Origin of the sequence: Haloarcula pellucida, from assembly GCF_014647235.1 — an archaeon.
Lineage (GTDB): Archaea > Halobacteriota > Halobacteria > Halobacteriales > Haloarculaceae > Haloarcula > Haloarcula pellucida.
The window spans coordinates 1,010,861-1,037,129 of sequence record NZ_BMOU01000001.1 but is presented as its reverse complement, the minus strand read 5'-3'; the positions used below and the strand labels follow the sequence as shown (position 1 = coordinate 1,037,129).

Below are 26,269 nucleotides of genomic sequence, written 5' to 3'. Positions count from 1 at the left end.
GCAGTGTGTGTCAATGTCGCGCTGGACTGTTCGCCCCCCGACTGCCGGCGGCTTCTCGGACGGACGAGGATGAACCGGGCCGTCGTCGAGGGGTCCGCCCTCGCGGTTCTCGCACTGGGGATACTGACACTCTGGTTCAAGGCTCGCCACAGCGCACGCCCAGAGAGCGACGGCGGGTACACCACGCGCGAGGAGATACAGTTCGAGATCGGCCGTCTCCGGTCACAGATGTATCGCTGGCTGACCACGACGAACCACCGAGACATCGGCCTCCTCTACATCGCCTTTGGCACCGTCGCGGGCCTGTGGGGCGGGGTCGACGCGATGATGCTGCGGACCGAACTGCTCACCCCGCCCGCGGACATCTGGTCGCCCGAGACGTACAACGCGCTGTTTACGACGCACGGTCTGACGATGCTGATATTCTTCGTCCTGCCGGTGTTCTTCGGGATCGGGAACTACGTCCTCCCGCTGCTCATCGGCGCCGACGACATGGCGTTCCCGCGCGTAAACGCCATCGGGTTCTGGCTGTTACCGCCGGCTCTCTTGCTGGTGCGGATGGGGCTACTCGTGCAGGTCGGCGGGCAGTTTCTCAGTCTGTTCCTCCCCGATGACGCTATCGCCTTCTTCCTTACGGTCCGCGAGGTGAGCGTCGGGTGGACGCTGTATGCCCCGCTGTCGGTCCAGCAACCGAACCCGCAGATAGACCTGCTGTTGCTCGGCCTCCACCTCTCGGGTATCGCGACGACGGTGGGCGCCATCAACTTCATCTCTACTATCGTCTACGAACGGGCCGACGACGTGACGTGGGCGAATCTGGACATCTTCTCGTGGAATATGCTCGTGACCAGCGGCCTCGCCCTGTTTGCGTTCCCACTCCTCGGGAGCGCGCTGGTGATGCTCCTGCTGGACCGGAACCTCGGGACGGCGTTCTTCGCGACGGAAGGCGGCGGCCCCATCCTCTGGCAACACCTGTTCTGGTTCTGGGGCCATCCAGAGGTGTACATCCTCTTTCTCCCGGCCTCTGGGTTGATGAGTACGCTCCTCCCGAAGTTCGTCGGCCGGAAACTGTTCGGCTACAAGTTCGTCGTCTACTCGACGCTGGGACTCGGGGTCCTCTCCTTTGGCGTCTGGGCACACCACATGTTCGTCTCGGGCGTCGACCCGCGACTCAAGGCGTCGTTCATGGCCATCTCCATCGCTATCGCCGTTCCCAGCGCCATCAAGGTGTTCAACTGGATCACCACGATGTGGGACGGTGAGATAGCACTGACGGCCCCGTTCATCCTCTGTGCGGGCGGCATCTCGACGTTCATCGTCGGCGGGGTCACCGGCGTCTTCCTCGCAGTCGTCCCCATCGACGTCCTGTATCACGGCACCTACTACGTCGTCGGCCACTTCCACCTCATCGTCGTCGGCATCATCCCCTTCCTGATGATCGCGGCGAGTTACTACTGGTACCCCCTCATCACCGGCCGGTGGTACGATACGCGTCTCGCGAAGTTCCAGGCGACACTCCTCGTCTTTGGCGCGTTCGTGACGTTCATGACGCTGCTGGTCATCGGCGGACTGGGCCTGCCCCGTCGGCAGGCGATCTATCCGCCGGAGTACCAACTCGCCCAGCAGATAGCGACCGTCGGTGCCTACGTCGTCGGCCTCAGCGCGCTCATGTGGCTCTACAACATGCTGGTGTCCTATTGGCAGGGGGACGTGGTCCAGACGACGGACCCGTGGGAACTGAAAGCCACCAACCAGTTCACGCGCGAGTGGCAGTGGTTCGAGGAGCGCATGGTCGAGAAGTACGACCTCGAACCGGCCCAGCCGACGACCACGCGGCGCTCGTACGCGCCGGAGATGGAACCGCTCGGCCTCCTCGGCGGGGTCGGGACCGTCGCCGAGAACGTCTACCGGAACGCGTCGATGGCGGCCGCCGGTGGCTTCGTCGGCACCGTGCTGATGACCGGCGGTATCGGCACCGCCATCGTCGTCGACGTCCTCGACCCCGTCTCCTTCGGTGAGATCGCCGAACTCGTCGGCCTGCCGGCGGACCCGGCGCTGGGGGCGGCGCTGTTCCTCGTCGGCGGCACCGTGACGTGGCCGCTGCTGTTTCTCGCGTTCCAGGAGTACCTCCCCGGGCGACTGCTGTTCGAGACGGGGTTGGTGTTCGCGACGCTCATCTCGACCGGGTTCGCCATCGCCTTCTATACGGGCCAGCGGGGACTGGCGCTCGTCGGCTATCTGGGCTTCGTCCTCGTCGCACACTGGGCCTACGGGCTGGGACTGACCGTGACTTTCCAGTACCTCCGCTCGCGGCGACGTAAGTCGCGGGAGATGGAGGGCTGACCGATGAGCGACCAACCCGAGTCGGTGCTGTTTACCTACCTCGCGCCGTTCGTCGGCGTCCTGCTGGTCGCCGTCGGCATCGGCGCCGCCGTGCCGGGTGGCTACGCGCTCATCCAAGACGAGATCAGCACCTGCGGCGAACCCACGATAGCCGTCGAGGGGCCCGAGGCGACGGAGCGACGGTTCAACGAGACGACGCCGCAGGTGGCCCGGTTCGAGTTCGAGGAGCTCTCGACGGCCGAGCAGACGGCCTTTACCGAAGCCCTTTCGGACCCGCGGGGTGAGGCGCACGTCTCGGGTGACTTCCCGAACGCCGTCCAGTTCCGCAACGGGTCGATAGTCCGCTACGAGGGCCAGCGTCACTACGTCACCGTCGTCTCGGAGAACCCCTGTTTCGACGCCGCGCCGCTACAGTTCCCGCTCGGCGTGTTCGCCATCGCGTTCGGCGTCGTCGGGATACTGACGCCGCCGCTGTACCGAAAACTGGTCGCACTCGAAGCGTCCGCCGACAGTTAGACCGTCGATCCGACGTAGAGGACGAGAACGAGCACGATCCAGACGGCGTCGACGAAGTGCCAGTACAGCGAGGTCGTCCGGATGGCCGTGTCTCGGTCCGGTGTGTAGTGGCCGCGGAGCGACCGCCCGAACGCGATACCGATGAGGAGGACACCGAGTGCCACGTGGAGGCCGTGGAGGCCCGTCAGACCGTAGAAGGCGCTCCCCAGAATCCCGCTGGAGAAGGTGAAGCTATCCTCGACGACGAGTTCGTAGTACTCGACGGTTTGCCCGACGAGGAAGACGACACCCAACAGCAGCGTCACGCCCAGCAACCCGAGGTAGCGCTGTCGGTTCCCTGCCTCGAGCGCCTCGTGTCCGTAGTGGAGCGTGACGCTACTGGCGACCAGCAACGCGGTGTTGACGAGGACGAGCGACCCCAGCAGCGGCGGGAGATGGTCGGGCGGCCACGCACCGACGCGGACGAACGCGTAGTAGACGAAGCCGGCCGAGAACGTCGCGACGTCGGAGGCGAGAAACAGCACCATCGTGGTGCTGTAGAGGGCCGACTCGCCGCCGCGCGACTGCCGATAGTCCGCGACGAACGCCTCGTTGGCCCACCCGGCGAGGCCGACCACGAGCCCCACGGCACCCACGGGGGCGAGTACCGTCGGGAGAACCGACGGTACGAGGTCCCCGCCGACGAAGAAGAGACCGGCACCGAGATACAACGTCGCTGCGCCGACGGCCGCGACCAGCGGCCAGCGACTCCGGTGCTCGTGTTCGTGACCGTCCTCGTCCTCGTACCCGTCGGGAGCGTGCTCGGACGCGACGTCTGTCGACCCGGCCATTGCCGGAAGTGCGGCCGCGGTCGTTAAAAAACTGGTCCGGTGGCGCCACTCATCGTGGCAGCAGGTACACGGAACGTGCGAAACCCGGGGGTCGGACTACTGGAACGTCCGGCCGACCTTTTCCTCTTCGAGGTCGGGTTCGGCGGTGTCGAAGCGCTTCTCGATTTCGGCGTAGCGCTCGCGCGTCTCGTCGGTGACGCTCGGACCCACCTCGTCGAGCGCGTGCTCGAAGTGGTCCATCGTCACGCGGACGTTCCCGACCGAGTCACCGATGTCCTCGGGGTCGACGCTGTTGATGAACTCCCGGGTCGCGGCCATCGACGCCTCGCGGCAGAGGGCCTCGATGTCGGCGCCCACGTAGCCCTCGGTCCGTCGGGCGAGACTGTCGAGGTCGACGCCGTCTGCGAGAGGTTTGTCGCGGGTGTGGACCGTGAAGATGGCCCGTCGGGCCTCTTCGTCGGGCACCGGCACGTGGACGTGTCGGTCCAGCCGACCGGGTCGCAACAGCGCGCTGTCGATGAGGTCCGGGCGGTTGGTCGTCGCGACGACCACGACGTCTTCCATGTCCTCGATACCGTCGAGTTCGGTCAGCAGTTGCGAGACGACCCGTTCCCCGACGCCGGAGTCGGTCTGTCCGCCACCGCGTTCGGTCGCGATGGAGTCGATTTCGTCGAAGAACACCACGGTCGGGGCGTTCTCACGGGCCTTGCTGAACACTTCGCGGACGCCCTTCTCGGACTCCCCGACGAACTTGTTCAGCAGTTCCGGGCCCTTCACCGAGATGAAGTTCGAGTCGGCCTCGTTGGCGACGGCCTTCGCCAGCAGCGTCTTCCCCGTGCCGGGCGGGCCGTAGAGCAGGACGCCCTTCGCGGCGTCTAAGTCCATCGACTCGAACACCTCGCCGTACTCCAGCGGCCACTGGATGGTCTCCCGGAGTCGTTCTTTGGTGTCTTCGAGGCCACCGACCGAGTCCCACGTGACTTCGGGCACCTCGACGAAGACTTCCCGTAGCGCCGAGGGCTCGATGCCCTTCATCGCGTCCTTGACGTCGTCGTCGCTGATCTCCAACTTCTCCAGGACCTCGGCGTCGATCTCCTCGGATTCGAGGTCGAGTTCCGGGCGGATGCGCCGGAGCGCGTTCATCGCGCTCTCTTTCGTCAGCGAGGCGAGGTCGGCGCCGACGAACCCGTGGGTGTTCTCGGCGTAGCTGTCGAGGTCGATCTCCTCGGAGAGGGGCATCCCGCGGGTGTGGACCTGCAGGATCTCCTTGCGGCCCTCCTTGTCCGGGACACCGATTTCGATCTCGCGGTCGAAGCGGCCGCCACGGCGCAGGGCGGGGTCGATGGCGTCGACGCGGTTGGTCGCGCCGATGACGATGACCTGCCCGCGCTCTTCGAGGCCGTCCATCAGCGAGAGGAGTTGTGCGACGACGCGCCGTTCGACGTCGCCCTGCGTCTCGCCACGTTTGGGGGCGATGGAGTCGATTTCGTCGATGAAGACGATGGCGGGGGAGTTCTCCTCGGCCTCCTCGAAGACCTCACGGAGTTGCTCCTCGCTCTCGCCGTAGTACTTCGACATGATCTCCGGCCCGGAGATGGTCGTGAAGTACGCGTCTATCTCGTTGGCGACGGCCTTCGCCATCAGCGTCTTCCCGGTGCCCGGCGGGCCGTGCAGGAGGACGCCCTTCGGGGGTTCGATGCCCAACTGCTGGAACAGTTCGGGGTGGCGCATCGGGAGCTCTATCATCTCCCGGACCTGTTCGAGTTCGCTGTCGAGGCCGCCGATGTCCTCGTAGGTCACGTCGGGCGAGCCACGGTCGGCCGCTCCCTCTTCACCGCGAATCTGTTCGGCCGGCTTCTCGCTGACTTGAATCTCCGTGGAGTCGGTGACGACGACGGTTCCCGTGGGGTCGGTGTCGGCTATCTTCAGCGGAATCTTCTGGCCGGACATCGACGAGAGCGGCCCGAGACCGAAGCTCACGGGTACCGTCTGGCCCTGCGTGACGGCCTGTCCGCTGAGGTTGTTCCGAATCATCGGGCCGACGTTGCCTCGGACCCGGAGGTTCTGGGGAAGTGCGACCGTGACGTTGGTAGCGGGCTTGACGTCGGCCTTTTCGACGGTGACGCCGTCGTCGATACCGACGCCGGCCTCCTGGCGCAACTGCCCGTCGATGCGGACGATGCCCTGTGCCTCGTCCTCGGGGTAGCCCGGCCAGACGCGCGCGACGGCGCGGTTGCCCTGCTTACCTTCGAGGACGATGTAATCGCCGTTCTCGAGGTCCATCTCGTCCATCGCGGCTCTGTCGATGGCGGCGAGGCCACGTCCGGCGTCCTTCTGTTTGAGGGGTTTGACAGTGAGTTTCATCAGTTAGAGTCCTCCTCGTCTGACAGTTCGATAGTGAGGACCCCGTTGTTGATAAACGCTCGTCCGTCGGCGGCCTCCGGGACCTCCTGTTCGTACTGCTCGTCACCCGCGACGACGATGATCGTGCCGTCGACGACGTCGACGCTGGCATCGTCTAAGGCACCCACGTCCGCCGCGAGCACGACGCTGTCGTCGTACTCGAATCGGCGGAGCGGCGTCTCGTCGAACAACTGTTGTTCTGAACTCATCCTAACTACGAGTAAGTGAGACAAGTATTTATACCTTTCGCCAAAATGCGCCATACGGCGGCTACATCGAGAAAGTTGACTGTTTGCGGTTCACACCGTTTCGGTCGTCGTCGGATGGCTTTATTCTCCCGCCGCTCGTCCGTGCACGCATGGAAACAGTCGCCCACCACGGGCGGACAACGGCGTACCGAGTGAGCAGCGGCGACGGCGACGGGCCGGTCGCACTGTACGTTCACGGGAGCGGGGCGACCCATCGCGCGTGGGCGAACCAGTACGCGCCGAGTGGTCCCACACGGCCTGCGGCGGCCCTCGACTTGAGCGGCCACGGGGAATCCGACGATATCGACTCCCCGCCGGGACCCGAGACGCTCGCGGCCTACGCGGCCGACGTCGTCGCCGTCGCCCGCGCCGTCGACGCAGACGTCCTCGTCGGGAACTCACTCGGTGGCGCCGTCGCCCAGTGGGTCACGCTGGAGACGGACTGGCGACCCGAGGCGCTCGTGCTGGTGGGGACTGGCCCGACGCTCCCGGTGTTCGACGGGCTGAGGGACTGGTTGGAGACGGACTTCGACCGCGCGGTCGCGTTCCTGCACGGCCGTGACCGTCTCTTTCACGACGCCGACGGGGAACTGGCGGCCCGGTCCCGCGAGGAGATGCGCGAGACGGGACAGGCCGTCACCCGGCGGGACTTTCTGACCAGTCACCAGTTCGACGTCGCCAGCCGCCTCGGAGACGTCGACGTGCCGACCCTCGCGGTGTGCGGGGAACACGACACGCTCACGCCCCGGTCCTACCACGAGCGACTGGCCAGCGAGATACCTGCCGGCGAGTTCGCCGTGATCCCCGACGCCGCACACCTCGCGATGCTCGAACAGCCTGCCGTCTTCAACGAGACGGTGCAGGACTTCCTCGCTGCTCGGCTGTCCGAGGGGGAGTCAGGTCAGTCGAGCCAGTAGTACCGCGGGCCCAGCGCGAAAAAGAGGAGCGCGATGGCGAGCATGAGTCTCGGCGCGGCCCGACCGAGGGCCGTCGGTGCGACGACGGAGCCAAACAGCACCACACCCATCGGTCCGACGGTCTTCACGCCCGGTTTAGGGTAATCGAACGGCGCGACCTGTGCGACGGCGAGGAGGGCCACGCCGGCGGCGACGACGACGGGGTCAGTGACGCCGGCCAGATACGCCGTCGCGAGGACGATTGCACCGAGCGAGTTGGGCATCCCCGGCCGCTCGTCGGGCGCGTCGAAGTACGTCGAGTAGAACGCGGTCCGGACCACCGAGAGGACGGCGTACAGCGACGCCACGAGGACGAGGCCGACGAAGACGAGGGGCGTTCCGGCCTCGATACCGCCGAAGGCGTCGGTCAGCAGGACGTAGACGAACAGACTCGGCGTGACACCGAAGGAGACCACGTCGGTTATCGAGTCGAGTAGCGGGCCGACCTCCGAACTGTCGCTACTGCGGGCGACGATGCCGTCTAAGGCGTCGACGATGACCGAGAGGAGGAGGAGGCGGGCGGCCAGATGGAGGTCGGCGAAGGCGACGGCCCCGGCGGCGAACCCGACGACGGCGTTGACGAGCGTGACGGCGTCGGCGACACTGAGTCGGCGATGCACCTCGAATCCCATGCCTGCCCGGTGGGCCACCGCCTACATGAAAGAGTCGAAACGGGCGTCACTCCTCGGGGAGGTCGTGCCCGAAGACGAAGCGGGCCGCGGTCGCGAGCGTCCCCGTGACGAGGAGGTACAGTTGCCAGCCACCGCGAGCGACCGGGAAGATCCGGTCGACGTTCTCCGGTTCGCGCTGACCCGGCGTCGGGTCGACGCCGGTGTCCATCTGGACGGTGCTCGTGTTACCGATGGACTGGAGTGACGGACCGCCGCCCCCGTCGTTGGCACCTCCACCGGTGTTCCAGTCGACGAACGTCTGGACGATGCCCCGCTGACTCGACAGTTCGAGTTTCCCCCTGAAGACGTAAAACTCGTCGTGGATGGGCCACAGAAGGTTGGCGCCGCCGGTGACGGCGTCGAACAGCACGTGTCCGACCGCGTAGACGACGACGCAGAACCACGCGACCCGCACGCCGTAGGCGCCCCATCGACTGCGGACGTACGACTCCTCGCGGACGTAGCTGTCGATAGCTAGCACGCCCGCCAGTATCGCCGGGATGACGAGGTTCGTCGTCGCGGTCCGGTGGCCGAACTGCGAGAACAGCGCGACGAACGCATCGACGTCGGGAATCGTGACGACGACGAGCGAGAGCAACAGCGAGCGTCTGTCGAAGGCCGCACCGAGTACGGTCGCCGCGAGTAGCCCTACAAACGCGTAGTGGACGACCAGGGATGGCATACGTTCACTCACGACACGATCGGGATGAGTGTTGCGGTGAGTCGTGCAGAACGTATTTATACGACCATGCAGATTTGAGTTGCAAGGTGGGGTTGAATGTGTTCGAGCGTGGTGCTGGGGGACGTGCCAGTACCAGATGAAAGCGGGAGACATCAGTGAGCAGCAACAGGGACACCACCGGTGTCCGCGAGTTACGACTCGACCCGGGGGCACAGGCGCTCCTGTCGCTCGATACGATGCAGTCCCCCTTCAGGGAACTGCCGCCGAGTGCCTACGCGAACCTCCTCGTGGTGTCTTCGACGGCACCGGACGACGTCGCCAGCGTCCTCGACGACGCCGGTGCGGACCTGAGTCGTGTCGGACAGATTCCGATAACGGGGTCGGAAGTGGACTACGACGGGCCGATGTTGACCAGTGCCCCGGTAGTCCCGGACGACTTGACGGGACTCAGTATGCGACTCTCGCGCGTGGTGAACTCACTCGGGGCCGGCCGCGGGTGGCTAGTGTTCGACAACCTGAACGTATTCCTGCTGTACGCGAGGGAGGACCGCGTGCTTCGATTCTTCGACCACGTGGCTACACTCGCGCGCAACCACGAGATTTACGGCGTCTATACGCTCGTCAGGGACGCTATCGACGACCAGACGTACGAACGGCTTCGCCGTTCGTTCGACGTCGAAGTCGACCGTCGGTGAACTCGCCGCCCGTCACGGGCGCTTCTGTCCCGGGCTGGACAGAGGCGCTGCGCTGTCCGACCAGTAGCGCGGCAGGAACCGATGCGAGACCTCCCGTGACGACCGGGGCCCGGTACGCGACGCCGGTGTCGAAGAGTAACCCGGCGACGAATTCGGACGCACCGAAATACCCGCGTACACTGGGCGTATCGGGGCGACGATGCCCCAGCACAACAGGTCTTCCACGACGGGAGCGACCGCGAGGTCAGTCGGTTACTCGATGTCCGCCGTCTCCGGCACGACAACCACGTCTCAGGTGGCCGTGGTTCCCGGAGTACCCCTCACGAGTCCGGAACTGAAACCGCGGTATGGGCGTGCTGACACTACCGGCGGTGTTCGTCGATGAGGGTTCTGAGCGTCGTCTCGTCTTCGAGACCGACCCGTCGCTCGACCGGATCACCGTCGGCAAGCAACAGCAGGGTCGGCACGCCGCGGACGCCGAACTCGCGAGCGAGCGCCGGTGCTTCGTCGACGTCGATTTTTGCGACGCCTGCCGACGTGTCCGCGGCGACGGTCTCTATCGCCGGTTCGAGTAGCCTGCAGGGACCACACCAGTCCGCGTAGAAGTCGACGAGGAGGACCGACGTGTCCGCCACCAGTTCGTCGAGGTGCGCCTCGCTCTCGACGTGTATCGGCGTGTCGGTGGACTCTGTCTCGCTCGCGTCCGCCATGCCGCGTGTTACGCAACCACGATGCTTAACCGCTCTGTCGGTGTGTCGGTGGCGTACACGACCGCACTCACCGCTCCGTGAGTTCGGTGGCACGTCGGCGCAACCCGACATTCATCTGCTCGAATCCGCGACGCATCCGGCGACCGAGGCGGTCGACGATGCGACCGGCGAACGGTCCGTCGATAGTCTCGTGTTGGACGAACCGGGTAGTCCCGTCGTTTTGCGGTACGAGCAGGAAACTGTGTTCGGCGTCGTACCCGAAGAGACGTGACCGCCAGCGTAGCTCACGTGCTGGCTCGATGACCGTAATCTCCGGGCTGAACGATACTGTCGGCAGTCCGGGCACCGAGAGTCGCGCCGCGACGGCCTCCCCGACGGCGAACTCGCCGTCGACCGACAGCAGCGTGTTCCACTGCGGGTAGGCGTCGACGTCGGTCAACACTCTCCAGACGACGCTCGGCGGCGCTGGGACGTCGATACTGGCGGATACCTCCGGCATCGTGGCTCCGTTAGGTTCGTCTCCTGAAAAGCGTCCCGAGTGTCTCCGCTTCGTCTGTCCGGCCGCTGTAGGACCGTCCCAGAACCGATCACCTCTGAGAGCGGATACGGCGGCGTTCGACGCGTCGGGGACGTCACGGCCCGCGCCACCTCGGTCGCAGACGAGCGTCTGACGCGCAATGAAAGTTTAAGACCCGTCCGGCCCAGCAGGTGAGTATGGACCACAAGAGCGCTCCACAGGAGATTACGACGCTCGTCGGCAGAGAGGTGTACTCGAAGAACGGTGTGTTCGTCGGCGAGGTCGAGGACATCCGTCTGGACCTCGACCACGAGGCGGTCACGGGTCTCGCCCTCCACCAACTCAACAACGAACTGTTCGGTGCCGACGCACGCTCGTCTCGCGGCGCCATCGTCCCGTATCGCTGGGTACAGGCCGTCGGCGACGTCGTCATCGTCAACGACATCGTAGAGCGTCTGCGACAACCGGACGCCGAGGGGGACGAAGACGAAGAAGAGGTTCCCGCCTAGTTCCCGTTCGAGCTTTCGCCGCTCGAACTATCGACGCCCATCGCTTCGAACAGTTTTCGCTTGACGGCTTCTTCGGTCAGTTCCAGCAGAGTATCGCGGTTGTCGTCGCTCGTGTCCAGTCCGGTGAAGATACCGAGCGGAATCTCGACGCTCGCGTCCGTCGAGTGCCCGGCTGTCTCGCCCATGTCGCCGAAGGCGTCCGAGAGCACTTTCCCGATGTTCATCCGGATGTCCTTCGACCGAGCGGCGAGGTAGATGGTGTCGTCGGCGATGGCGAACACCGCCGTCGTCGTGATCCCTTCGAGGTTGAGGAGGTGCTGTGCGGCCTGTGAGAGGGCGTCCCGGTCGCGGATGAACCCCGCGTTCGAGACGAGGTGGCTCCCCTGTACTTCGCGGTTCCGGATGGCCTCGGCCAGCACGTCGAGCGTCTCCGGACTCATCGACGGCGACTCGACCTGTTCGAGCGTGTCGTGGTCCGCGAACGGGTAGAGGTACGCCGCGGCCGTCAGGTCGGCCGGCGTGGTGTCCCGTTTGAAGTCCAGTGTCTCGGCGCGGATGCCGTAGAGCAACGCCGTCGCGACGGTCTGGTCGAGCGTGAGGTCCAGTTCCTGGATGTACTTCGTGAGGATGGTCGAGGTGGCCGAGACGTTCGGCCGGATGTCGGAGAACGCGGCGTCGTGCTCGTGGTCGTGTTCGTAGTGGTCGATGACGATGTCGACCGAATCGATGTCGGGTTCGCCGCCTTTCGCGACGTCGACCAGTGCGAACGTGTCGTAGTCCTCCAGCGAGACAGATCGTCTGGAATCGAGTTCGATGCCCAGCAGGTTCACGAACGCGCGGTTCTCCTGATGGCCGATCTCGCCTTCGTAGATGATGTCGGCCTCGACGTCACGGCTCGCGGCGATAGCGCGCAGTGCGGCCGCGGAGGCGATGGAGTCCGGGTCCGGCGAGCGGTGGATGAGAATCGCCATCCGGTCCTCGGTGGCGTCGATGACGTCGCTCAACTGCGAGGCTTTGTACTCCAACTCGCCCGTCTCAAGTGCCCGAAGCGCCGAGTCGGCGATGACCGCCGACGGGTTGATGACCACGTCGGCCCCGAGTTCGGTGAGTTCGTCCGCCGAGACGGGGTCGTCCGCCCGGGCGACGATGAACTGGTCGCCGTCCGCCGCTCGGATGTTCTTGACCGCCTCGGCGTTGGCGTTTACGTCCGGGGACATGATGAGAACGACGTCGCGCTCTCGGACCGTCTCGACGACGTGTTGCTCGGCGATGTCCGCCTGCTGGGCGTTGAGGTCCTGGTCTCGCAGAGCTTCGACGCGTCCCTCGTCGGCATCGAGGATGAGGACGTCTTTTCCCTCGTCGACGAGTTCCTCCGCCACGGCGTGGCCCACGCTTCCACACCCCAGAATGGCGTATGTAGACATTGAGGCCATCGTGATGCCGCTGGCTGCACTCATTGCGTGTGAGTGTGGACGGCACGTACTTATATCACACCGTCTCGGTGAGAGCGCTGGTCCGCGTCTCGGGTCTGGCGGCCGCGCCCTGCTTGCAGGCCGGTGACGTCCGCCGATTCGAAAGGAAACGTATTTACAAGGGCCTCCGCAACCAATGAGTGCAGACAGGGCCGGTAGCTCAGTCTGGCAGAGCGACGGCCTCTTAAGCCGTCGGTCGAGGGTTCAAATCCCTTCCGGCCCGCTTTCCTGTACCGAACCAAACGCGTGAGCGGCGGGTGTCTCGTCCCTGCCGACCCGACCCGTCCGGCTTCCCGGCACCCGAAAACATTTGTCGGTGTCCCGAGTGGAATCCCGTATGTCCCTCCCACTGTTGCAACTCCCCGGTGCGATAGAGTTGCTCGTCGTCTACCTCGTTGTCGGCCGCAAGTAGCACCGACCGTGCTCACTCCAGCGGCTTGCCCATCTCGACGTGAGGAATCCCTGCCTCTTCGAACGTCTCTCCCTCGGCCTCGTAGCCGAGTTTCTCGTAGAACCCCTCGACGCGCGACTGCCCGTGCAGGAACGCCGACGTCGCGCCCTGTTCCCGGGCCGTGGTCTCGGCGGCGTCCATCACGCGGACTCCCAGTCCCTCACCACGGTAGGATTCGAGAACGGCGACCCGTTCGATCCGAGCGGTCGTCTCGTCGACGAACCGGAAGCGGGCGGTCGCGACTGGGTCGTCGCCGTCGGTGACGACGACGTGGGTCGCTTCGTCGTCCTTGTCGTCCATCTCCTCGGCCTCGGAGACGCCTTGCTCCTCGATGAAGACGGCACGGCGGACTGCGCGTGCCTGGTCACCCAACGCCGCGTTCCCGCCGACGTAACACTCATAGGGGAGCATGGCCCCCAGTAACGAACCGACTGGGGAGTATGTTGCGTTCGATGTCGCCTCGGGTCTCGCCGCAAATATCTATGTCGTGGCCGGTGTATGGCACCGTGTATGTCCGAGGAGTATGCCAGCGACCACGAACACGAGGTGTCGGCCGAGTACCTCTATCCCGCCGACGCGGACGTACTCGACATCTACGAACGAGATGGCACACTGTACGTCGACGTCGCGACAGTGTGTCCAGAGTGTAGCGACACGCTGGCACTGTCCGCGTCGGTGGAGTCGGTACGCGGCGTCGACGTGGACCTACCGCTCGACGACGACTACTACGACTGATACTGGTGGCTGTAAGTTCGTACAGATATTCGCCACCCCGGGGTGGCGAATTACTCCAGTTTGTTACAGCCACCAGTATGAGCCGTCGACGCCGGACGCGTGCTCGTAACGGACCCCGCCGGCGAACAAACGGACCCGGTCTCGATCGGAGGCTGAGCGCCGAGTCAGTTGTCGGGACTGTAGTTCGGCGCTTCGTCCGTAATCATCACGTCGTGGGGGTGGCTCTCCTGCTGGCCGGCCGCAGAGACGCGGACGAACTCCGAGCGCTCTTTGAACTCCGGAATCGTCTCGGCACCGACGTAGCCCATCCCGGACTGCATCCCGCCGACGAGTTGGTGGAGTTCGGAGGCGAGCGACCCCTTGTACGGCGTCGCTGCCTCGACGCCCTCGGGGACGTACTCCTCGTTTTCGTCCTCTTCTTTGAGGTAGCGCTCGCCGCCGCCCTCGTTCATCGCGCCGACGCTGCCCATGCCCCGGTACTGCTTGTACTTCTTACCGTTCATCGTGATGACCCGGCCCGGTGCCTCGTCGGTGCCGGCGAAGTACGACCCGAGCATCACGGCGTCCGCACCGGCCGCGATAGCCTTGATCGCGTCACCGGAGTAGCGAATCCCGCCGTCGGCGATGACCGGGACGTCGTGCTGGCTGGCGACGTCTGCGACCTGTGCGACGGCCGTAATCTGGGGCATTCCAGAGCCAGTGACCACGCGCGTCGTACAGATAGAGCCGGGGCCGATACCGACCTTCACGCCGTCGGCGAAGTCGACGACGGCCTCGGCGGCCTCTCGGGTGCCGATGTTGCCGACGACGACGTCGGCACCGACCTCGGCCTTGATTTCGCGGGCGCTGTCGATGACGTTCGCGTTGTGCGCGTGAGCGCAGTCGATGAAGAGGATGTCCGCGCCAGCGTCGTCGGCGGTCTGTGCGCGGTCGACTTCGAACGGGCCGACGGCTGCCCCGACGCGCAGCTTGCCGTTCTCGTCGCGGGCGGCCTCGTCGTACTCGCGGCGCTGGAGGACGCCCTTCATCGTCACGAGGCCGACGAGGCGGTTCTCGTCGTCCACGATGGGGACGCGCTCTATCTTGTGGTCGTACATCAGTTCGAGCGCTTCCCGGGGGGTGACGTCCTCGGGGGCCGTGACGACTTCGTCGGTCATGGCCTCGGTGACGGCGTCGGACTCGCCGACTTCGAGGTACGGACGGATGTCGGTCCCGGAGATGATACCGAGTACTTCGCCGCTCTCGTCGTCGACGACGGGGGCGCCGGAGACGCCGCTCCGGTCCATCATCTCGTCGACTTCACTGACCGTCTGTTCGGGGCTCGCGGTGACGACGTCGCGGATGATGAGTTCGTCGGCGCGCTTGACACGTTCGATTTCGGCGGCCATCTGGTCGGCGTCCATGTTGCGGTGGAGGACGCCGAGACCACCCTGTCGAGCCATGGCGATCGCCATGTCGCTCTCCGTGACGGTGTCCATCGCGGCGGTCAGCACGGGGACGTTCACCTGGACGCTCTTCGAGACGCGTGTCGTCGTATCGGCCTCGTCGGGTTCGACGCGGGATTCTTTCGGTCGCAGCAGTACGTCGTCGAAGGTCAGCGCCTCCGGAACGCGGAGTTTCTCGGAGAAAGGATCGGAATCGTTCGCCATGTAAGCCGTCCACGACGGCCGGGCAAAAACGTTGCGAGACTGGCCGAGACTGGGTCGGGGTGCCACACTGGGGTGTCCGGTCTTCGGCGTCGTCGCGGGACGACTGTCCAGTTGTGTGGGGCTGATTCGCACGTTTCACGAGGTGTGGGGTCGAATCTCACACAACGCTTATACTCCGGTGAAAGATAGTTATAGACATGCGTCTCACCGAATCCACCCCCGAGGCCAGCGGCCTGCAATCGACGTACTCGACGGCGTCGAACACATTTTGGGTGGGTTTCGGGAAGTCGAAGGGGTGGCAATCGACCGTCGGTCGGGTCGGCGCCGTAGACACCCATCGGGAACAGGGGCATCCCCGTCCGTAACTCGCGATGAGTAGCTCCAGACATCCGGTCGCACTCGACATAGAGCGACGCGTCGGTCGTGGCGGTCGCCTGCTGGCGACGGTCATGGGACTCCCGCTCGTCGACGGCATCTTCCCCGTCCTCGTCCTCGCGGGCGCGCTTACGACGTGGACCGGGATGCTCGAAGTCGGCCTGCTCGTCTTCGGCGGGTCCGCGATGGTCGCCGTCGTCCTCGCAGAGATGGAGGGCGGCCCTCGCGAACAGGCCAAGACGGTCCTGCTGATCGGTGCGCTGTTGCTCCCCGTCGCCGTCCTCGAAGCGGCCATCGCACCGACTATCGCCGGAATCGTTCGTCTGGCCATCTTCGAGCGCTTTGCCGGCATCGTCATCATGGCCATCGCGGCCCAGACGGCGAGCGCCCGCATCGGCGAAGTGCTGCCCCGGCCCGCTATCATCGTGGGACTGGGTCTGCTTGCGAGCCTCGACCCCGCGGGCGCGTCGCTGGTCGTCGCGGCCGACGTGGCGACGATGGCCCGCGCCGCGGCGACGGCCGGCATCGGCGTCGGGTTCGCCCTCGTCGTCGCACTGGCGAGTCCGTGGCTCCGCAACGCCGTCGACATCGACCGGTTCCGCTTCGGGAGCGCCGTCGCATTGGGCGTCCTCGCACTCTCCGTGTTGGGACTGATGCCGACGACGGCACCGGTCGCACTCGCCGTCCTCGCCGTCACGGCGGTACTATCCTTCGACCCCGACAACGCCCGCGAGCGACACAGCGAGTACCGCCCCGACAGCATCGACCTCACGGCCGCGTTCGCCGACGGCGGGGCCTCTCAGGGCGTCGCGGCGGACGAGCGAACCGACGACGGCGCCGCCGTCGAGTACGATCCGGACCAAGAACGCGCGCCGTGGCTCTGAGGGGGAACGCTTAGGCGTCTCACGCTCTCCGTTCCGATATGGCCGACAATCGCGTGGTTCAGGGACGGATGCAGACCCCCGAGAGCCTCGCCGAACTCATCGAAGGCGAGAGCGTGATGGACGCAGAACCGATAGAAGACGCCGACCGCGACTGCCCGGACTGTGGCGAGAACGTGGTCTCCGTGGGCTATATGCCCTCGGCGCTGGAGTTCGTCACCGGCTACAAGTGCCAAGAGTGTGACTGGTCCGACACCGACCGGGACTGAACACCGGCGGGCAATCGAAATCCCTTTACGGTAACTCGGTAAACGACGGAGTGCGGGGTCGTGGCCTAGTCCGGGAAGGCGGCTGACTCCAGAGGCCACGTGCCTGGGACGAAACTCCAAGGGCTGATATACTGAGCGACCGACTGATCATCGGTTCGCGACGATGACCCTCTGGAGTTCCGAGGCACAGGACGGAGATATCAGCCGATCGGGGGTTCAAATCCCTCCGACCCCACTCCCTTACTCAAACACCTACAACCGCAAGACTGCGGTGTGTCTCTCGCTTCCCGATGTTATCAGTGTCGCGGTTTCGAGGGGGTGTATTCAGATACCGAAGCACGTCCTCAGCGTGGCAAGCCGAAGTACGCCGTCGCGCCGGCGGCGGGGACGGAAAACGCCTTCCAGCGGCGGTCCCGGGCCGCTGGCTACGAAGGAAAGACGGCCGAGTCGGTCCCAAAGCGAAGGGGTGTTCCAGTCCCGAAATCGCTTTGGGCGTCTCGTGGCGACAGTGAACCGATGACCACTATCAGGGACTCACTCCCGGCGCGACCGCTGTCGACGGCGGAGGTCAAGGCTCTCGAAGCCCAGCACGACGAGTACGGCGTCGCGCCGGTCGGATTCTTCCCGGACCTCGACATCGTGACGGCGTTCGTCGTCATCGTCGAGGGCGAACGCGGCTACAGTCTCGGGTTCGACAGACCCGGGGAACAGTGGGTACTCGTCGAACAGTTCGAAGACGGCGACGACTTCGCAGGCGTCACCGACCGTCTCCGTGAGTGGATGGGCGACGACTGGGACGACGTCGACGAAGGCACCGTCGAACTCGACGACGTCGTCTGATACGGCCCGTCACTTGTCACTCTGTCTGAGTAAGGTTGAAGTGGGATAGTGTGCAACGTTAGCATGGAGCCCCCGAGCTCCCAGCGGGAACGACCGCTGTAGCTTCCGGGATTGGCATCGGCGGCCAACTGTCGTCGGCGGGTTAGGCCACCCCGCCGACGTCGCTTCGTTTTACCGCGACGATAGGTTGAGGTGACAGTCGCGTGTCCTCGTACGCATGAGTGTACTGGCCGCGGTTCTCAGAGTCGGCGAGACGCCGCCGATAGGGGCCGGCATGGCCCCGCGCGTCGAGGCTCACCTGTACGACGGGGGCCTGCCCAGACTCGTCGCCTATCGAGTGAGGGAGGGCCCGGAACTGGAGCGCCACCCGGGCGCGTACGCACTGGACTTCGCGGCGGAGCCGGCCTACCCCGTGACCGACGTCCTGCTGGCACTCCCAGACACCCGTGGACTCTCGTCCATCGGCCAGCGACTCGACACGCTTTCTACGAAGGCCGAGGCGAACTACGGCCGCGATTTCGGCGCGATGGTGTTCAAGACCGACGTCGAGTGGGGGAGCGACGGCTACGGTCGTCTCTTCGAGGCCCGGAGCCAACTGGAGGCCCACCCGTTCGACGGGCAAGTTACGGTCACGCTGACGCCCGCAGTGACGGACGAACAGGCGGCGGCGCTTCGCGCGAACCTCGACCGGCTCGCCGGGCTGACGCGCGTGTACGTCTCTGACTCTGACACCGAGTGACCGCGACTCGTCGTCGGGCGGAGACGTTTTGGGCCCGCGTGTGTACCCTCAAACATGGACGCCGCGCGGCTTCCCGGGACCTCGGCGACCGACCAAGTGGTCGCACACGTCGACATGGACTGTTTCTACGCGGCCTGTGAACGCCGACGGGAACCCGCCCTCGAAGGCGAACCGCTCGTCGTCGGGATGGGCTACGAGAACGGGGAGGCCCACGGCGCCGTCGCGACGGCGAGTTACGAAGCACGGGAGTTCGGTGTGGAGTCGGCGATGGCTATCTCGGAGGCGCTCGAACGGCTCCCTCGGAAAGTCGAAGCCGCCGAAGACCCCGAGATGTCGGTCGAGGAGGCGGGATACTACCGTCCGGTGGACATGGACCATTACGAGGCCGTCGCGAGCGAGGTCAAGGACGTCCTCCACGACGTCGCCGAGATGGTACGCGAGGTCAGCATCGACGAGGCGTACCTAGACGTCACCGACGACGTGTCGTGGGACGAGGCCGAGTCGTGGGCCGACACGCTGAAGTCGACCATCGAGTCGGCGGTGGGCGTCGTCGCGAGCGTCGGCGTCGCGCCGACGATGAGCGCCGCGAAAGTCGCCAGCGACTACGACAAGCCGGACGGCCTCGTCGTCGTCGGGCCCGGCGAAGTCCGGGAGTTCTTCGCCGACCTCCCGGTCGAGGAAGTCCACGGCGTCGGCCCGGTGACGGCCCGTGAACTCGCGGCGCTGGACATAGAGACGGCGGGGGACCTCGCCGCGGCCGACCCGGAGACGGTCGCCGAGCGATTCGGCGAGCGAGGGCTGGAGATACGGCGCTACGCCCGTGGCGAGGACACGCGAACCGTCACGCCGAAGGGCGACCCGAAGAGTCTCTCGCGCGAGTCGGCGTTCACCGACGCCGTCGAAGACACCGACCAGAAGCGCCAGAAAATCGAAACGCTCGCGTCGGCCGTCGCCGACCGTGCCCATCGCAAAGAGGCCCGCTACCAGACTATCGGCATCAAGGTCGTCGAACCGCCGTTCGACGTGAACACCCGCGCGCGGTCGCTGCCCGGTCCGGTCGACGACGCGGACCTCGTCGAGTCGGTGGCGCTGGACCTGCTGACGGAGTTCGAGGACGCCGCGGTCCGGAAGGTCGGCGTCCGCGTCTCGAACTTAGACTTCTCGGTGGGCGAACAGGCACGTCTCAGCGGCTTCGACGGGGCGGACGCGTCGGCGGGCGACAGCGAGACGACGGCGGACGGAGCGGCACCCGAGAGCGACTGGGAGGGACAGGTCTCCCTCACCGAGTTCGGCGACACACCGACGGGGCGAGACGAGGACGCGTCGTCGGCGAACCGCGACGGACAGGTGTCGCTCGACGACTTCGACTGACCGGGTCTCAGGCGACGCCGTTCTCTAAGTTCTCCAGTAACTTGCCGACGAACAGTCCCGCGCGCGGCGATATCGTGTCTGCATCGGGTACTGTCGTCGGATGGGCCGCGAGCGTCTGGACGAACTGTTCGCTATGGGTCATCGCGTTGAGCATATCCACCACGTCGACGACCAGTCCCTCGTCGTCCGTCTCCATCTCGGGGTACCGATCTTTCTCGGCGTCGGTGTAGGTAATCGTCCACGCCGGGCCGCCGACGGCGGCAAGAACGTCCGAGAGCGGCGCCACCTCCAGTGGCCCGTCGCCCGTGCCGACGTAGACGATGCCGTCCTCGACGTGGGTGTCGTAGCGGGTCATGTGGTCGTTACTGCCACTCGGTGGCACGGAGGAGGGCCAGCACAATAGCCCTTGCTCACCTCTCACCGATACGACTGGTCGAATGGCTGACTGGCGTCTGACGGAGAGTTATGGGCAGTGAGATGCTCAGTCCCGACAAGAACGCATGGCAGAGACTGAACACATCACCGTCGCGGACACGAGCGCGGGTCCCGGTGGCACCGAAGACCCGGGTCAGTCCGTCGATATTCCGGTGGTCGAACTGCTGACCGGGCGGGGGTTCATCACCGGCAAGTCCGGGTCGGGGAAGTCAAACACGGCGAGCGTCGTCGCCGAGAAGTTGCTGGACAACGGCTTTGGCCTCCTCATCGTCGATATCGACGGCGAGTACTACGGCCTGAAAGAGGAGTACGAGATCCTCCACGTCGGCGGCGACGAGGAGTGTGACATACAGGTCACCGAGGAACACGCGGGCAAGATAGCGTCGTTGGCCCTCGAACAGAACGTCCCCATCATCCTCGACGTCTCGTCGTTTCTAGACGAGGAGGAGGCAGAGGCCCTGCTGACGGCCGTCGCCAGACAACTGTTCGCCAAGGCGAAGAAGCAAAAGCAGCCGTTTCTGATGCTCGTCGAGGAGTGCCACGAGTGGATTCCCGAGAAGGGCGGGATGGGCGAAGTCGGGAAGATGCTCATCAAAATCGGCAAGCGGGGTCGCAAACACGGCCTCGGTATCGTCGGCATCAGCCAGCGACCCGCCGACGTCAAGAAAGACTACATCACCCAGTGCGACTGGCTGGTGTGGCACAGACTCACGTGGAACAACGACACCAAAGTCGTTGGGCGCATCCTCGACAACAACTACGCCGACGCCGTCGAGGACTTAGACGACGGCGAAGCGTTCATGATGACCGACTGGGCCGAACAGGTCCGCCGGGTCCAGTTCCACCGCAAGCAGACGTTCGACGCGGGTGCCACGCCCGGCCTCGACGACTTCGAGCGGCCCGAACTGAAGTCCGTCAGCGACGACCTCGTCTCGGAACTGGAGACCATCAGCGAAGAGAAGCAGGCCACGGAGAACCGCATCAACGAACTCCGCGAGGAACTGGACAAGAAGAACTCACGCATCGCCGAACTGGAAACCGAACTGCAAGACGCCAGAGACCTTCAACGGATGGCCGAGCAGTTCACCGAGGCACTGGTGGGCCACGTCGAGGGCTACAACCCCGGTCGTACCGCACAGGAGGAGATGCGTCGGCAGCGAGAGCGGTTCTCAGAACCATCAGAGGACGGAACCGACGAGGTACAGGCCGACGAGGCACAGACAGACGAGGCACAGACAGACGCCACGTCGGGCGGCGGGTTCGGCGACGCGTTCAGCGCCTTCAGCGACGACGGCGTAGCGATGAACGGCGGGAGCGACGACGGCGTCGCCACGAACGGGTCCGCGCCGGCGGCGAACGGTGCGTCGGCGAACGGCGCGTCGACGAACGGCACAGCGACGAGCGGACACGCCGAGGACGACGGCGACGCCGACGCGGCCCTCGCGGCGGCGATGGCTGCAGTCGAGGACGAGGAGAGCGGGGACGACCCGGCAGACGGCGACGCGACCGACCGGCCCGCCGTCGTCGCCGACGTCGTCGCAGACCTCGCGGAGATGAGCGACAAGACGCTGCGGATGCTGGCCTACTACCGAGAACACGGGCCGGGCACGCCGCTGAACGCCCAGTTCTCCGCCGGCGGGGACGGGGACCGAACCGCCGCGTACGCCCGGAACCGGACCCTACGGCTCCGCGGCCTCGTCGAACACGTCGGTCGCGGGAAGTACGACTACCGACTCCGTGCGCTGGTCAGCGAGGAGAGCGACGAGACGCTCGACGAGTCGACGATAGAAGACTACGCCACGCGAATCGAACGCGACGTACTCGACGGTCACGGCGAGGCGTGACCGCGTTCGACGGTTAGTTCAGCGGTGCGACGAGGTCTTCGAGCGCGGCCCGCGGGTCGTCGGCCTTCGCGACGCCGCTCGCGAGGAGCACGCCGCTCGCGCCGAGGTCCGAGGCGGAGACGAGGTCTTCGCCCGTCGAGATACCGGCGCCACAGAGGACGTCGACGTCACCGTCGACGCGTGCCGCGGCGTCGACAGCGCCGGTGACGATGTCGGGGTCGGCCTTGCTGACCGGGGTGCCGGTACCGATGAGTTCCGGCGGTTCGACGGCGACGGCATCGGGGCCCAGCGCCGCGGCGGCGCCGATCTGGTCGGGGTTGTTCGCACAGACGATGGTTTCGAGGTCGGCGCGCTCGGCCGCGTCCAGCGAGGCGTCGATGTCGGCGAGTTTGAGACGGTTCTCGGAGTGGTTCAGCATGGTCCCGGCCGCGCCGGCGTCGGCGACGGCCTCGGCGAGCGTACTGCCGGTGTGGCTCCCGTGTTCGTTGGGGCTGACGTGCTGGGCCCACGTCTCGACGCCCGTCTCGGCCACCGTACTCAGGTGGGCGGCCTGCGGCGCGACGGCGATACGGACGCCGGAATCGTCGGCGACGTCGGCCGCGGCGGTCGCTACTTCGATTGGGTCGCACGGATACGCCTTCAGATTGACGAGGACGAACATACACCATCCACCGGGGCCCGCCGGCAAATAGGTTGCGAGAGCGTACGCACCACAGGAACGACGGATGAGTGGGGTTAAGATACTGGACTGTAAACACCCGCAGAGACAAGTCGTGACCTCCGAGGACGAGACGCCGACCGTACTCATCGTCGAAGACGAACAGCACCTCGCCGACCTCTATACGGACTACCTCTCGGACCAGTTCGACGTCGAGACGGCATACAGCGGTGAGGAGGGCATCGAGATGCTCTCACCCACCGTCGACGTCGTCTTGCTCGACCGTCGGATGCCGGTCGTCTCCGGCAACGAGGTGCTCGCCGAGATCGAGGAGCGGAGCCTCGACTGTCGGGTTGCCATGGTGACAGCGGTCAATCCCGACTTCGACATCATCGACATGGGCGTCGACGACTACCTCGTAAAGCCGGTCACACGCGAGGACCTGACCGACGTCGTCGACCGACTCGACAAAATCGCGACGTACAACGAAGAACTCCAGCGGCTCACGTCCCGGAAACTGAAGCGAAACGTCCTGCAGGTGGAGAAGACCCAGGCCGAACTCGACGGAAGCGAACAGTATCGACGACTCCAGTCGGAGATCGCCGACATCGAAAAACGGGTCGATACGCTGGCCGCCGAGTTAGACGTCGAAGAGAAGGATCTGCGTCTCTAGTCTTTCCGTTCGACGACGTCGCCGAGGGTGTACTCGCCGCTGCTTGAACCGCCGGACCACTCGGTTTCGTCGGTGCTGCCGCCCGCGCTCAGGTCGATGCCGAGCGCGCGTTCCAGTTTCGTACGCACGTCGTCGCTGGGGAGCGAGTTGCCCTGTTCGAGCTTTCGGATGAGGCTCGCCTTCTCGTTGAGTTGCTGGGCGAGGTCCTTCTGGCTCAGCCCCGCCGACTCGCGGGCCTGTCGAATCTGGTCGTCGAAGTCCTGGGCTATCTCGTCCATCTCGTCGAACATGTCCCGGCGTCGGCCGCCGCTCGACGAGGTAGACGACGAACTCGACGACGAGGACGACCCCCCGGAACTACTCGACGACGTCGAGTACTTCGTCGACGTAGACGACGAGGAGTCCTGCGTCTTCACCTCGGTCCCGAAGTCAGTACACTCGTCGCAGACGTCGAGTTCTGCCCCCTCGATTTTGACACGGTTGGGAGCGGAGACCTCCTTGCCGCACATCTCGCACTGTACCATAGCGCAGGGTTGGAGAGGGCGCGGTATAAATGGTGCGTTGCCCCTACTCCAGCGCCTGCATCGAGTAGTAAAACCGCTGGAGCGCGGTGACGTGTCCGACGACGGCGAAGACGACGAGCAGCCACCCGACGAGCGTGACGTTCAGTGCCGTCGGGTTCGCGAACGCGGCGATACCGGTGACGATTCCCACGAGGGCGAGTCGGTCCGCGCGGCCCAGTAGACCGCCGTAGACGCGGTCGAGGCCGACTGCTTGCGCCTGCGTGCCGAGGTACGAGGTCATCAGGACACCCGTGACGGCGGCGATACCCAGCGCCCACCGACCGAGGCCGGCCGCGAGGCCGACGATGATGACGATGTCCGCGTAGCGGTCCAGCACGTGATCGAGCAGGTCGCCCGCGTCGGAGGCGACGTTCATCTCGCGGGCCAGCGCCCCGTCGACGAGGTCCAGCCATCCGTTCAGGAACACGAAGACGGCCCCGGCGAGGTACAGCAGGGGGTCCTGCGAGGCGACGGCGTAGACGCCGCCGGCCGCCCCGGCGAGCAGGAACGCGAGGACGCTGACGCCGTTGGGCGAGAGACCGACGGTCTTTGCGGCCCCGACGAACGGCCCGAGCGCCCGGTCTGCGACCGAGCGGAACCTGTCCAACGTCATAGCCAGTCGACGTAGGAGACGGTGCCAGCGCTCGGTTCGACCTCGCCGGCGACGACGGCCGAGACGGCGTCGGCCACCGCGTCCGGGTCCCGGTCGGTCGTGTCTATCTCGTAGACGCTGTCGGTGCCGTGGTGGTGGACGGCCTCGGAGAGGACGACGTCGAGGGCTTCTGACTCCGCATTTTCGTACGCCTTCGAGTCCGAGTCGCCGCGCCCGCGCAGGCGGTCGACGACGGTGTCGGGATGGGCCCGCAGGACGGCCACGCGGTCGGCCTCGAAGTTGTGGGCCAGATGTGACTCGAAGAGGACGTCGTCGCGGCCGTCCAGCCACTCCGCGACGGCGTCCATGTCGGCGACCAGACTCCCGCGTTCCTCGTCGACGCCGGTCGAGAACCCCTCGGATTTGATGACGTCGTTGAGGTGGACGACGTCGAGGTCGGTGTCCAGTCGCGCTGTCGCGGTGGTCTTGCCCGTCCCGGGCGTCCCGGTGACTGCGACTCTCACGCCTCGACCACCTCGATGACGTCGTTCAGGACCGCGACGGCGTGTTCGGTGTCTTCCTCTGTGCCACAGGTGATGCGGATGCACTCGGGGAGGCCAAACGAAGAACAGTCGCGGACGATGACGCCCTGTTCCTGTGCGGCCTCGGCGACGGCGGCGGCGTCACCGACTTCGGCGAGCACGAAGTTGCCCGCGCTGTCCCACGTATCGGCCGCGAGTTCGTCGTGGATGTACTCGCGCGCCCACGCTGCTGTCTCGACGGAGCGGTCGACGTGGTCGTCGTCGGAGAGCGCCGCGAGGCCGGCCCGACAGGCCAGTTCGCTCGCCGAGAACGGGGTGTTGATGCGGGCGTAGGCGTCGGCCCACTCCTCGGGGACGAGGGCGTAGCCCAGACGGACTCCCGCGAGGCCGTAGGCCTTCGAGAACGTCCGCAGGAGCGCTACGTCCTCACGTTCGTCGAGGAGGGGCCGCTTGCTCGGCGAGTCGGCGAACTCGCCGTAGGCCTCGTCGACGAGGACCAGCGTCTCCTCGTCCGTCTCCTCGGCGATGGTCCGTACGGCTTCGGTGGTGAACTCCGCGCCGGTCGGGTTGTGCGGGCTGGTGAGATAGACGATACGCTCGCCGTCGTAGTCTTTCAGCACAGTCTCTGCGGTCTGTGCGAAGTCGTCGGCCTTCGAGAGCGTGTACTCGTTGACCTCGCCGTGGTGGTAGCGGGCGCTCATCGCGTAGTAGGCGAAGCCGGGTTTCGGCACGAGCACCTCGTCGCCGGGTTCCAGCATCGCGCGAGCGAGACAGTCGAGGGCCCCGTCGCCGCCGTTGCCCAACCACACCTGTTCGGGGTCGGCGTCCCACATCGACGCCAGTGCCTCGACGAGGTCGGCGTGGGAGGACTTCGGATAGGAGTGCATGCGCTCGGCCGAGTCCCGGATGGCCTCGACGGCCAGCGGACTCGGGCCGAACATGTTCTCGTTCGACGCGAGCTTTACCATCTCGTCCGGGTCGAGACCGAGTTCCCGGGCGACTTCCTCGATACCGCGACCCGCCCTATAGACAGTGTGAGCGGAGAGGTCCCGTGGTTGCATGGATGTGCCAAGCGGGTGGGGCGGCTTAAGCGTGCCCAC

Annotated in this window: 30 protein-coding genes and 2 tRNA genes; 16 read left to right on the top strand and 16 right to left on the bottom strand. The window is 65.8% G+C overall.

Annotated features, from left to right (window positions below):
- The first annotated feature begins 69 nt into the window (after nt 1–69).
- Both IEY28_RS05425 and IEY28_RS05420 read left to right on the top strand, forming a co-directional pair.
- Nucleotides 70–2,343 carry a DUF6789 family protein gene (locus tag IEY28_RS05425; protein ID WP_188995241.1) on the top strand — a complete coding sequence of 758 codons (2,274 nt, stop codon included), beginning with the start codon at nt 70–72 and terminating at the stop codon, nt 2,341–2,343.
- Nucleotides 2,344–2,346: 3 nt separating this feature from the next.
- On the top strand, nt 2,347–2,859 hold the full coding sequence (locus IEY28_RS05420) for a DUF7979 domain-containing protein (protein ID WP_188995239.1): 513 nt from the start codon (nt 2,347–2,349) through the stop codon (nt 2,857–2,859).
- Here IEY28_RS05420 and IEY28_RS05415 read toward each other — a convergent pair.
- From IEY28_RS05415 to IEY28_RS05405, 3 genes are all read right to left on the bottom strand, one after another.
- Nucleotides 2,856–3,689: a cytochrome c oxidase subunit 3 gene (locus IEY28_RS05415; RefSeq protein ID WP_188995237.1), complete on the bottom strand. Its 834-nt coding sequence runs from the start codon at nt 3,687–3,689 to the stop codon at nt 2,856–2,858. The genes IEY28_RS05420 and IEY28_RS05415 overlap by 4 nt on opposite strands.
- A gap of 96 nt (nt 3,690–3,785) precedes the next feature.
- Nucleotides 3,786–6,053 (bottom strand): CDC48 family AAA ATPase, encoded by a 2,268-nt coding sequence (locus IEY28_RS05410; protein ID WP_188995235.1) that lies wholly within the window; start codon nt 6,051–6,053, stop codon nt 3,786–3,788.
- A complete protein-coding gene (locus tag IEY28_RS05405; protein WP_188995233.1) occupies nt 6,053–6,301 on the bottom strand; it encodes a DUF7127 family protein in 249 nt (82 codons plus the stop codon). The genes IEY28_RS05410 and IEY28_RS05405 overlap by 1 nt, the downstream gene beginning before the upstream one ends.
- Nucleotides 6,302–6,450: 149 nt before the next feature.
- Here IEY28_RS05405 and IEY28_RS05400 point away from each other — a divergent pair, with 149 nt between their 5' ends.
- Nucleotides 6,451–7,257 carry an alpha/beta fold hydrolase gene (locus IEY28_RS05400; RefSeq protein ID WP_188995231.1) on the top strand — a complete coding sequence of 269 codons (807 nt, stop codon included), beginning with the start codon at nt 6,451–6,453 and terminating at the stop codon, nt 7,255–7,257.
- Here the strand turns inward: IEY28_RS05400 and IEY28_RS05395 are convergent.
- Together IEY28_RS05395 and IEY28_RS05390 are read right to left on the bottom strand one after the other, a co-directional pair.
- Complete coding sequence (locus tag IEY28_RS05395; protein WP_188995229.1) at nt 7,242–7,928, bottom strand: protein sorting system archaetidylserine synthase; 687 nt, start codon at nt 7,926–7,928, stop codon at nt 7,242–7,244. The genes IEY28_RS05400 and IEY28_RS05395 overlap by 16 nt on opposite strands.
- 46 nt (nt 7,929–7,974) lie before the next feature.
- Complete coding sequence (locus IEY28_RS05390; RefSeq protein ID WP_188995227.1) at nt 7,975–8,649, bottom strand: hypothetical protein; 675 nt, start codon at nt 8,647–8,649, stop codon at nt 7,975–7,977.
- Between the two features lie 155 nt (nt 8,650–8,804).
- Between IEY28_RS05390 and IEY28_RS05385 the strand changes: the two genes are divergently transcribed.
- A complete protein-coding gene (locus tag IEY28_RS05385; RefSeq protein WP_188995225.1) occupies nt 8,805–9,344 on the top strand; it encodes a DUF7504 family protein in 540 nt (179 codons plus the stop codon).
- Nucleotides 9,345–9,706: 362 nt separating this feature from the next.
- Here IEY28_RS05385 and IEY28_RS05380 read toward each other — a convergent pair whose 3' ends face one another.
- Both IEY28_RS05380 and IEY28_RS05375 read right to left on the bottom strand, forming a co-directional pair.
- Nucleotides 9,707–10,054, bottom strand: a complete 348-nt coding sequence (locus IEY28_RS05380) for a thioredoxin family protein (RefSeq protein WP_188995223.1) — start codon at nt 10,052–10,054, stop codon at nt 9,707–9,709.
- A gap of 67 nt (nt 10,055–10,121) precedes the next feature.
- Nucleotides 10,122–10,553, bottom strand: coding sequence for an SRPBCC domain-containing protein (locus tag IEY28_RS05375; RefSeq protein ID WP_188995221.1), 432 nt, complete (start codon nt 10,551–10,553; stop codon nt 10,122–10,124).
- Nucleotides 10,554–10,768: 215 nt separating this feature from the next.
- Here IEY28_RS05375 and IEY28_RS05370 point away from each other — a divergent pair, with 215 nt between their 5' ends.
- The gene (locus IEY28_RS05370; RefSeq protein ID WP_166970453.1) at nt 10,769–11,080 is read left to right on the top strand and encodes a PRC-barrel domain-containing protein; all 312 of its coding nucleotides are present in this window, start codon (nt 10,769–10,771) and stop codon (nt 11,078–11,080) included.
- Here IEY28_RS05370 and IEY28_RS05365 read toward each other — a convergent pair.
- Nucleotides 11,077–12,537, bottom strand: a complete 1,461-nt coding sequence (locus IEY28_RS05365) for a DHH family phosphoesterase (protein WP_188995219.1) — start codon at nt 12,535–12,537, stop codon at nt 11,077–11,079. The genes IEY28_RS05370 and IEY28_RS05365 overlap by 4 nt on opposite strands.
- A 164-nt stretch (nt 12,538–12,701) precedes the next feature.
- Between IEY28_RS05365 and IEY28_RS05360 the strand changes: the two genes are divergently transcribed.
- Nucleotides 12,702–12,775, top strand: a tRNA-Lys gene (locus IEY28_RS05360).
- Nucleotides 12,776–12,976: 201 nt separating this feature from the next.
- Here IEY28_RS05360 and IEY28_RS05355 read toward each other — a convergent pair.
- Entirely contained in the window at nt 12,977–13,414 is a 438-nt protein-coding gene (locus IEY28_RS05355; protein WP_188995217.1) for a GNAT family N-acetyltransferase, read from the bottom strand.
- 99 nt (nt 13,415–13,513) lie between these two features.
- Here IEY28_RS05355 and IEY28_RS05350 point away from each other — a divergent pair, with 99 nt between their 5' ends.
- On the top strand, nt 13,514–13,738 hold the full coding sequence (locus IEY28_RS05350) for a hypothetical protein (RefSeq protein ID WP_166970445.1): 225 nt from the start codon (nt 13,514–13,516) through the stop codon (nt 13,736–13,738).
- 164 nt (nt 13,739–13,902) lie between these two features.
- On the opposite strand, the gene guaB is transcribed toward IEY28_RS05350, so the two are convergent.
- Nucleotides 13,903–15,387, bottom strand: a complete 1,485-nt coding sequence (gene guaB, locus IEY28_RS05345) for an IMP dehydrogenase (RefSeq protein ID WP_188995215.1) — start codon at nt 15,385–15,387, stop codon at nt 13,903–13,905.
- 197 nt (nt 15,388–15,584) lie between these two features.
- On the opposite strand from guaB, the gene IEY28_RS05340 reads away from it, so the two are divergent.
- The 7 genes from IEY28_RS05340 (at nt 15,585) to dinB (ending at nt 19,862) form a co-directional block, all read left to right on the top strand.
- Nucleotides 15,585–15,752, top strand: coding sequence for a hypothetical protein (locus IEY28_RS05340; RefSeq protein WP_188995214.1), 168 nt, complete (start codon nt 15,585–15,587; stop codon nt 15,750–15,752).
- A 6-nt stretch (nt 15,753–15,758) separates the two neighbouring features.
- The gene (locus IEY28_RS05335) at nt 15,759–16,646 is read left to right on the top strand and encodes a DUF5794 domain-containing protein (protein ID WP_188995212.1); all 888 of its coding nucleotides are present in this window, start codon (nt 15,759–15,761) and stop codon (nt 16,644–16,646) included.
- Nucleotides 16,647–16,684: 38 nt separating this feature from the next.
- Nucleotides 16,685–16,912: a DUF5795 family protein gene (locus IEY28_RS05330; RefSeq protein ID WP_166970437.1), complete on the top strand. Its 228-nt coding sequence runs from the start codon at nt 16,685–16,687 to the stop codon at nt 16,910–16,912.
- Nucleotides 16,913–16,966: 54 nt separating this feature from the next.
- Nucleotides 16,967–17,147, top strand: a tRNA-Trp gene (locus IEY28_RS05325).
- A gap of 281 nt (nt 17,148–17,428) precedes the next feature.
- On the top strand, nt 17,429–17,752 hold the full coding sequence (locus IEY28_RS05320) for a DUF7964 domain-containing protein (RefSeq protein ID WP_188995210.1): 324 nt from the start codon (nt 17,429–17,431) through the stop codon (nt 17,750–17,752).
- Nucleotides 17,753–17,969: 217 nt separating this feature from the next.
- Nucleotides 17,970–18,491 (top strand): hypothetical protein, encoded by a 522-nt coding sequence (locus IEY28_RS05315; RefSeq protein WP_188995208.1) that lies wholly within the window; start codon nt 17,970–17,972, stop codon nt 18,489–18,491.
- A gap of 54 nt (nt 18,492–18,545) precedes the next feature.
- A complete protein-coding gene (gene dinB, locus IEY28_RS05310) occupies nt 18,546–19,862 on the top strand; it encodes a DNA polymerase IV (RefSeq protein WP_188995206.1) in 1,317 nt (438 codons plus the stop codon).
- 7 nt (nt 19,863–19,869) lie between these two features.
- Here dinB and IEY28_RS05305 read toward each other — a convergent pair whose 3' ends face one another.
- Nucleotides 19,870–20,217, bottom strand: coding sequence for a hypothetical protein (locus IEY28_RS05305; protein WP_166970312.1), 348 nt, complete (start codon nt 20,215–20,217; stop codon nt 19,870–19,872).
- Nucleotides 20,218–20,362: 145 nt separating this feature from the next.
- On the opposite strand from IEY28_RS05305, the gene IEY28_RS05300 reads away from it, so the two are divergent.
- Complete coding sequence (locus tag IEY28_RS05300; protein WP_188995204.1) at nt 20,363–22,141, top strand: ATP-binding protein; 1,779 nt, start codon at nt 20,363–20,365, stop codon at nt 22,139–22,141.
- A gap of 13 nt (nt 22,142–22,154) precedes the next feature.
- Here IEY28_RS05300 and tpiA read toward each other — a convergent pair whose 3' ends face one another.
- Nucleotides 22,155–22,802 carry a triose-phosphate isomerase gene (tpiA, locus tag IEY28_RS05295; RefSeq protein ID WP_188995202.1) on the bottom strand — a complete coding sequence of 216 codons (648 nt, stop codon included), beginning with the start codon at nt 22,800–22,802 and terminating at the stop codon, nt 22,155–22,157.
- A 64-nt stretch (nt 22,803–22,866) separates the two neighbouring features.
- On the opposite strand from tpiA, the gene IEY28_RS05290 reads away from it, so the two are divergent.
- The gene (locus IEY28_RS05290) at nt 22,867–23,472 is read left to right on the top strand and encodes a response regulator transcription factor (RefSeq protein ID WP_188995200.1); all 606 of its coding nucleotides are present in this window, start codon (nt 22,867–22,869) and stop codon (nt 23,470–23,472) included.
- On the opposite strand, the gene IEY28_RS05285 is transcribed toward IEY28_RS05290, so the two are convergent.
- Genes IEY28_RS05285 through hisC form a run of 4 tightly spaced genes read right to left on the bottom strand, consistent with a single transcriptional unit; the run spans nt 23,469 to nt 26,230 of the window.
- Nucleotides 23,469–23,996 carry a multiprotein bridging factor aMBF1 gene (locus IEY28_RS05285; protein WP_188995198.1) on the bottom strand — a complete coding sequence of 176 codons (528 nt, stop codon included), beginning with the start codon at nt 23,994–23,996 and terminating at the stop codon, nt 23,469–23,471. The two genes, IEY28_RS05290 and IEY28_RS05285, sit on opposite strands and share 4 nt — an antisense overlap.
- Before the next feature lie 43 nt (nt 23,997–24,039).
- Entirely contained in the window at nt 24,040–24,648 is a 609-nt protein-coding gene (locus tag IEY28_RS05280; RefSeq protein WP_188995196.1) for a CDP-alcohol phosphatidyltransferase family protein, read from the bottom strand.
- Nucleotides 24,645–25,151: an adenylate kinase family protein gene (locus IEY28_RS05275; protein WP_188995194.1), complete on the bottom strand. Its 507-nt coding sequence runs from the start codon at nt 25,149–25,151 to the stop codon at nt 24,645–24,647. Before IEY28_RS05275 ends, IEY28_RS05280 begins: the two co-directional genes overlap by 4 nt.
- Complete coding sequence (hisC, locus tag IEY28_RS05270) at nt 25,148–26,230, bottom strand: histidinol-phosphate transaminase (RefSeq protein WP_188995192.1); 1,083 nt, start codon at nt 26,228–26,230, stop codon at nt 25,148–25,150. Before hisC ends, IEY28_RS05275 begins: the two co-directional genes overlap by 4 nt.
- Nucleotides 26,231–26,269 lie beyond the last annotated feature (39 nt).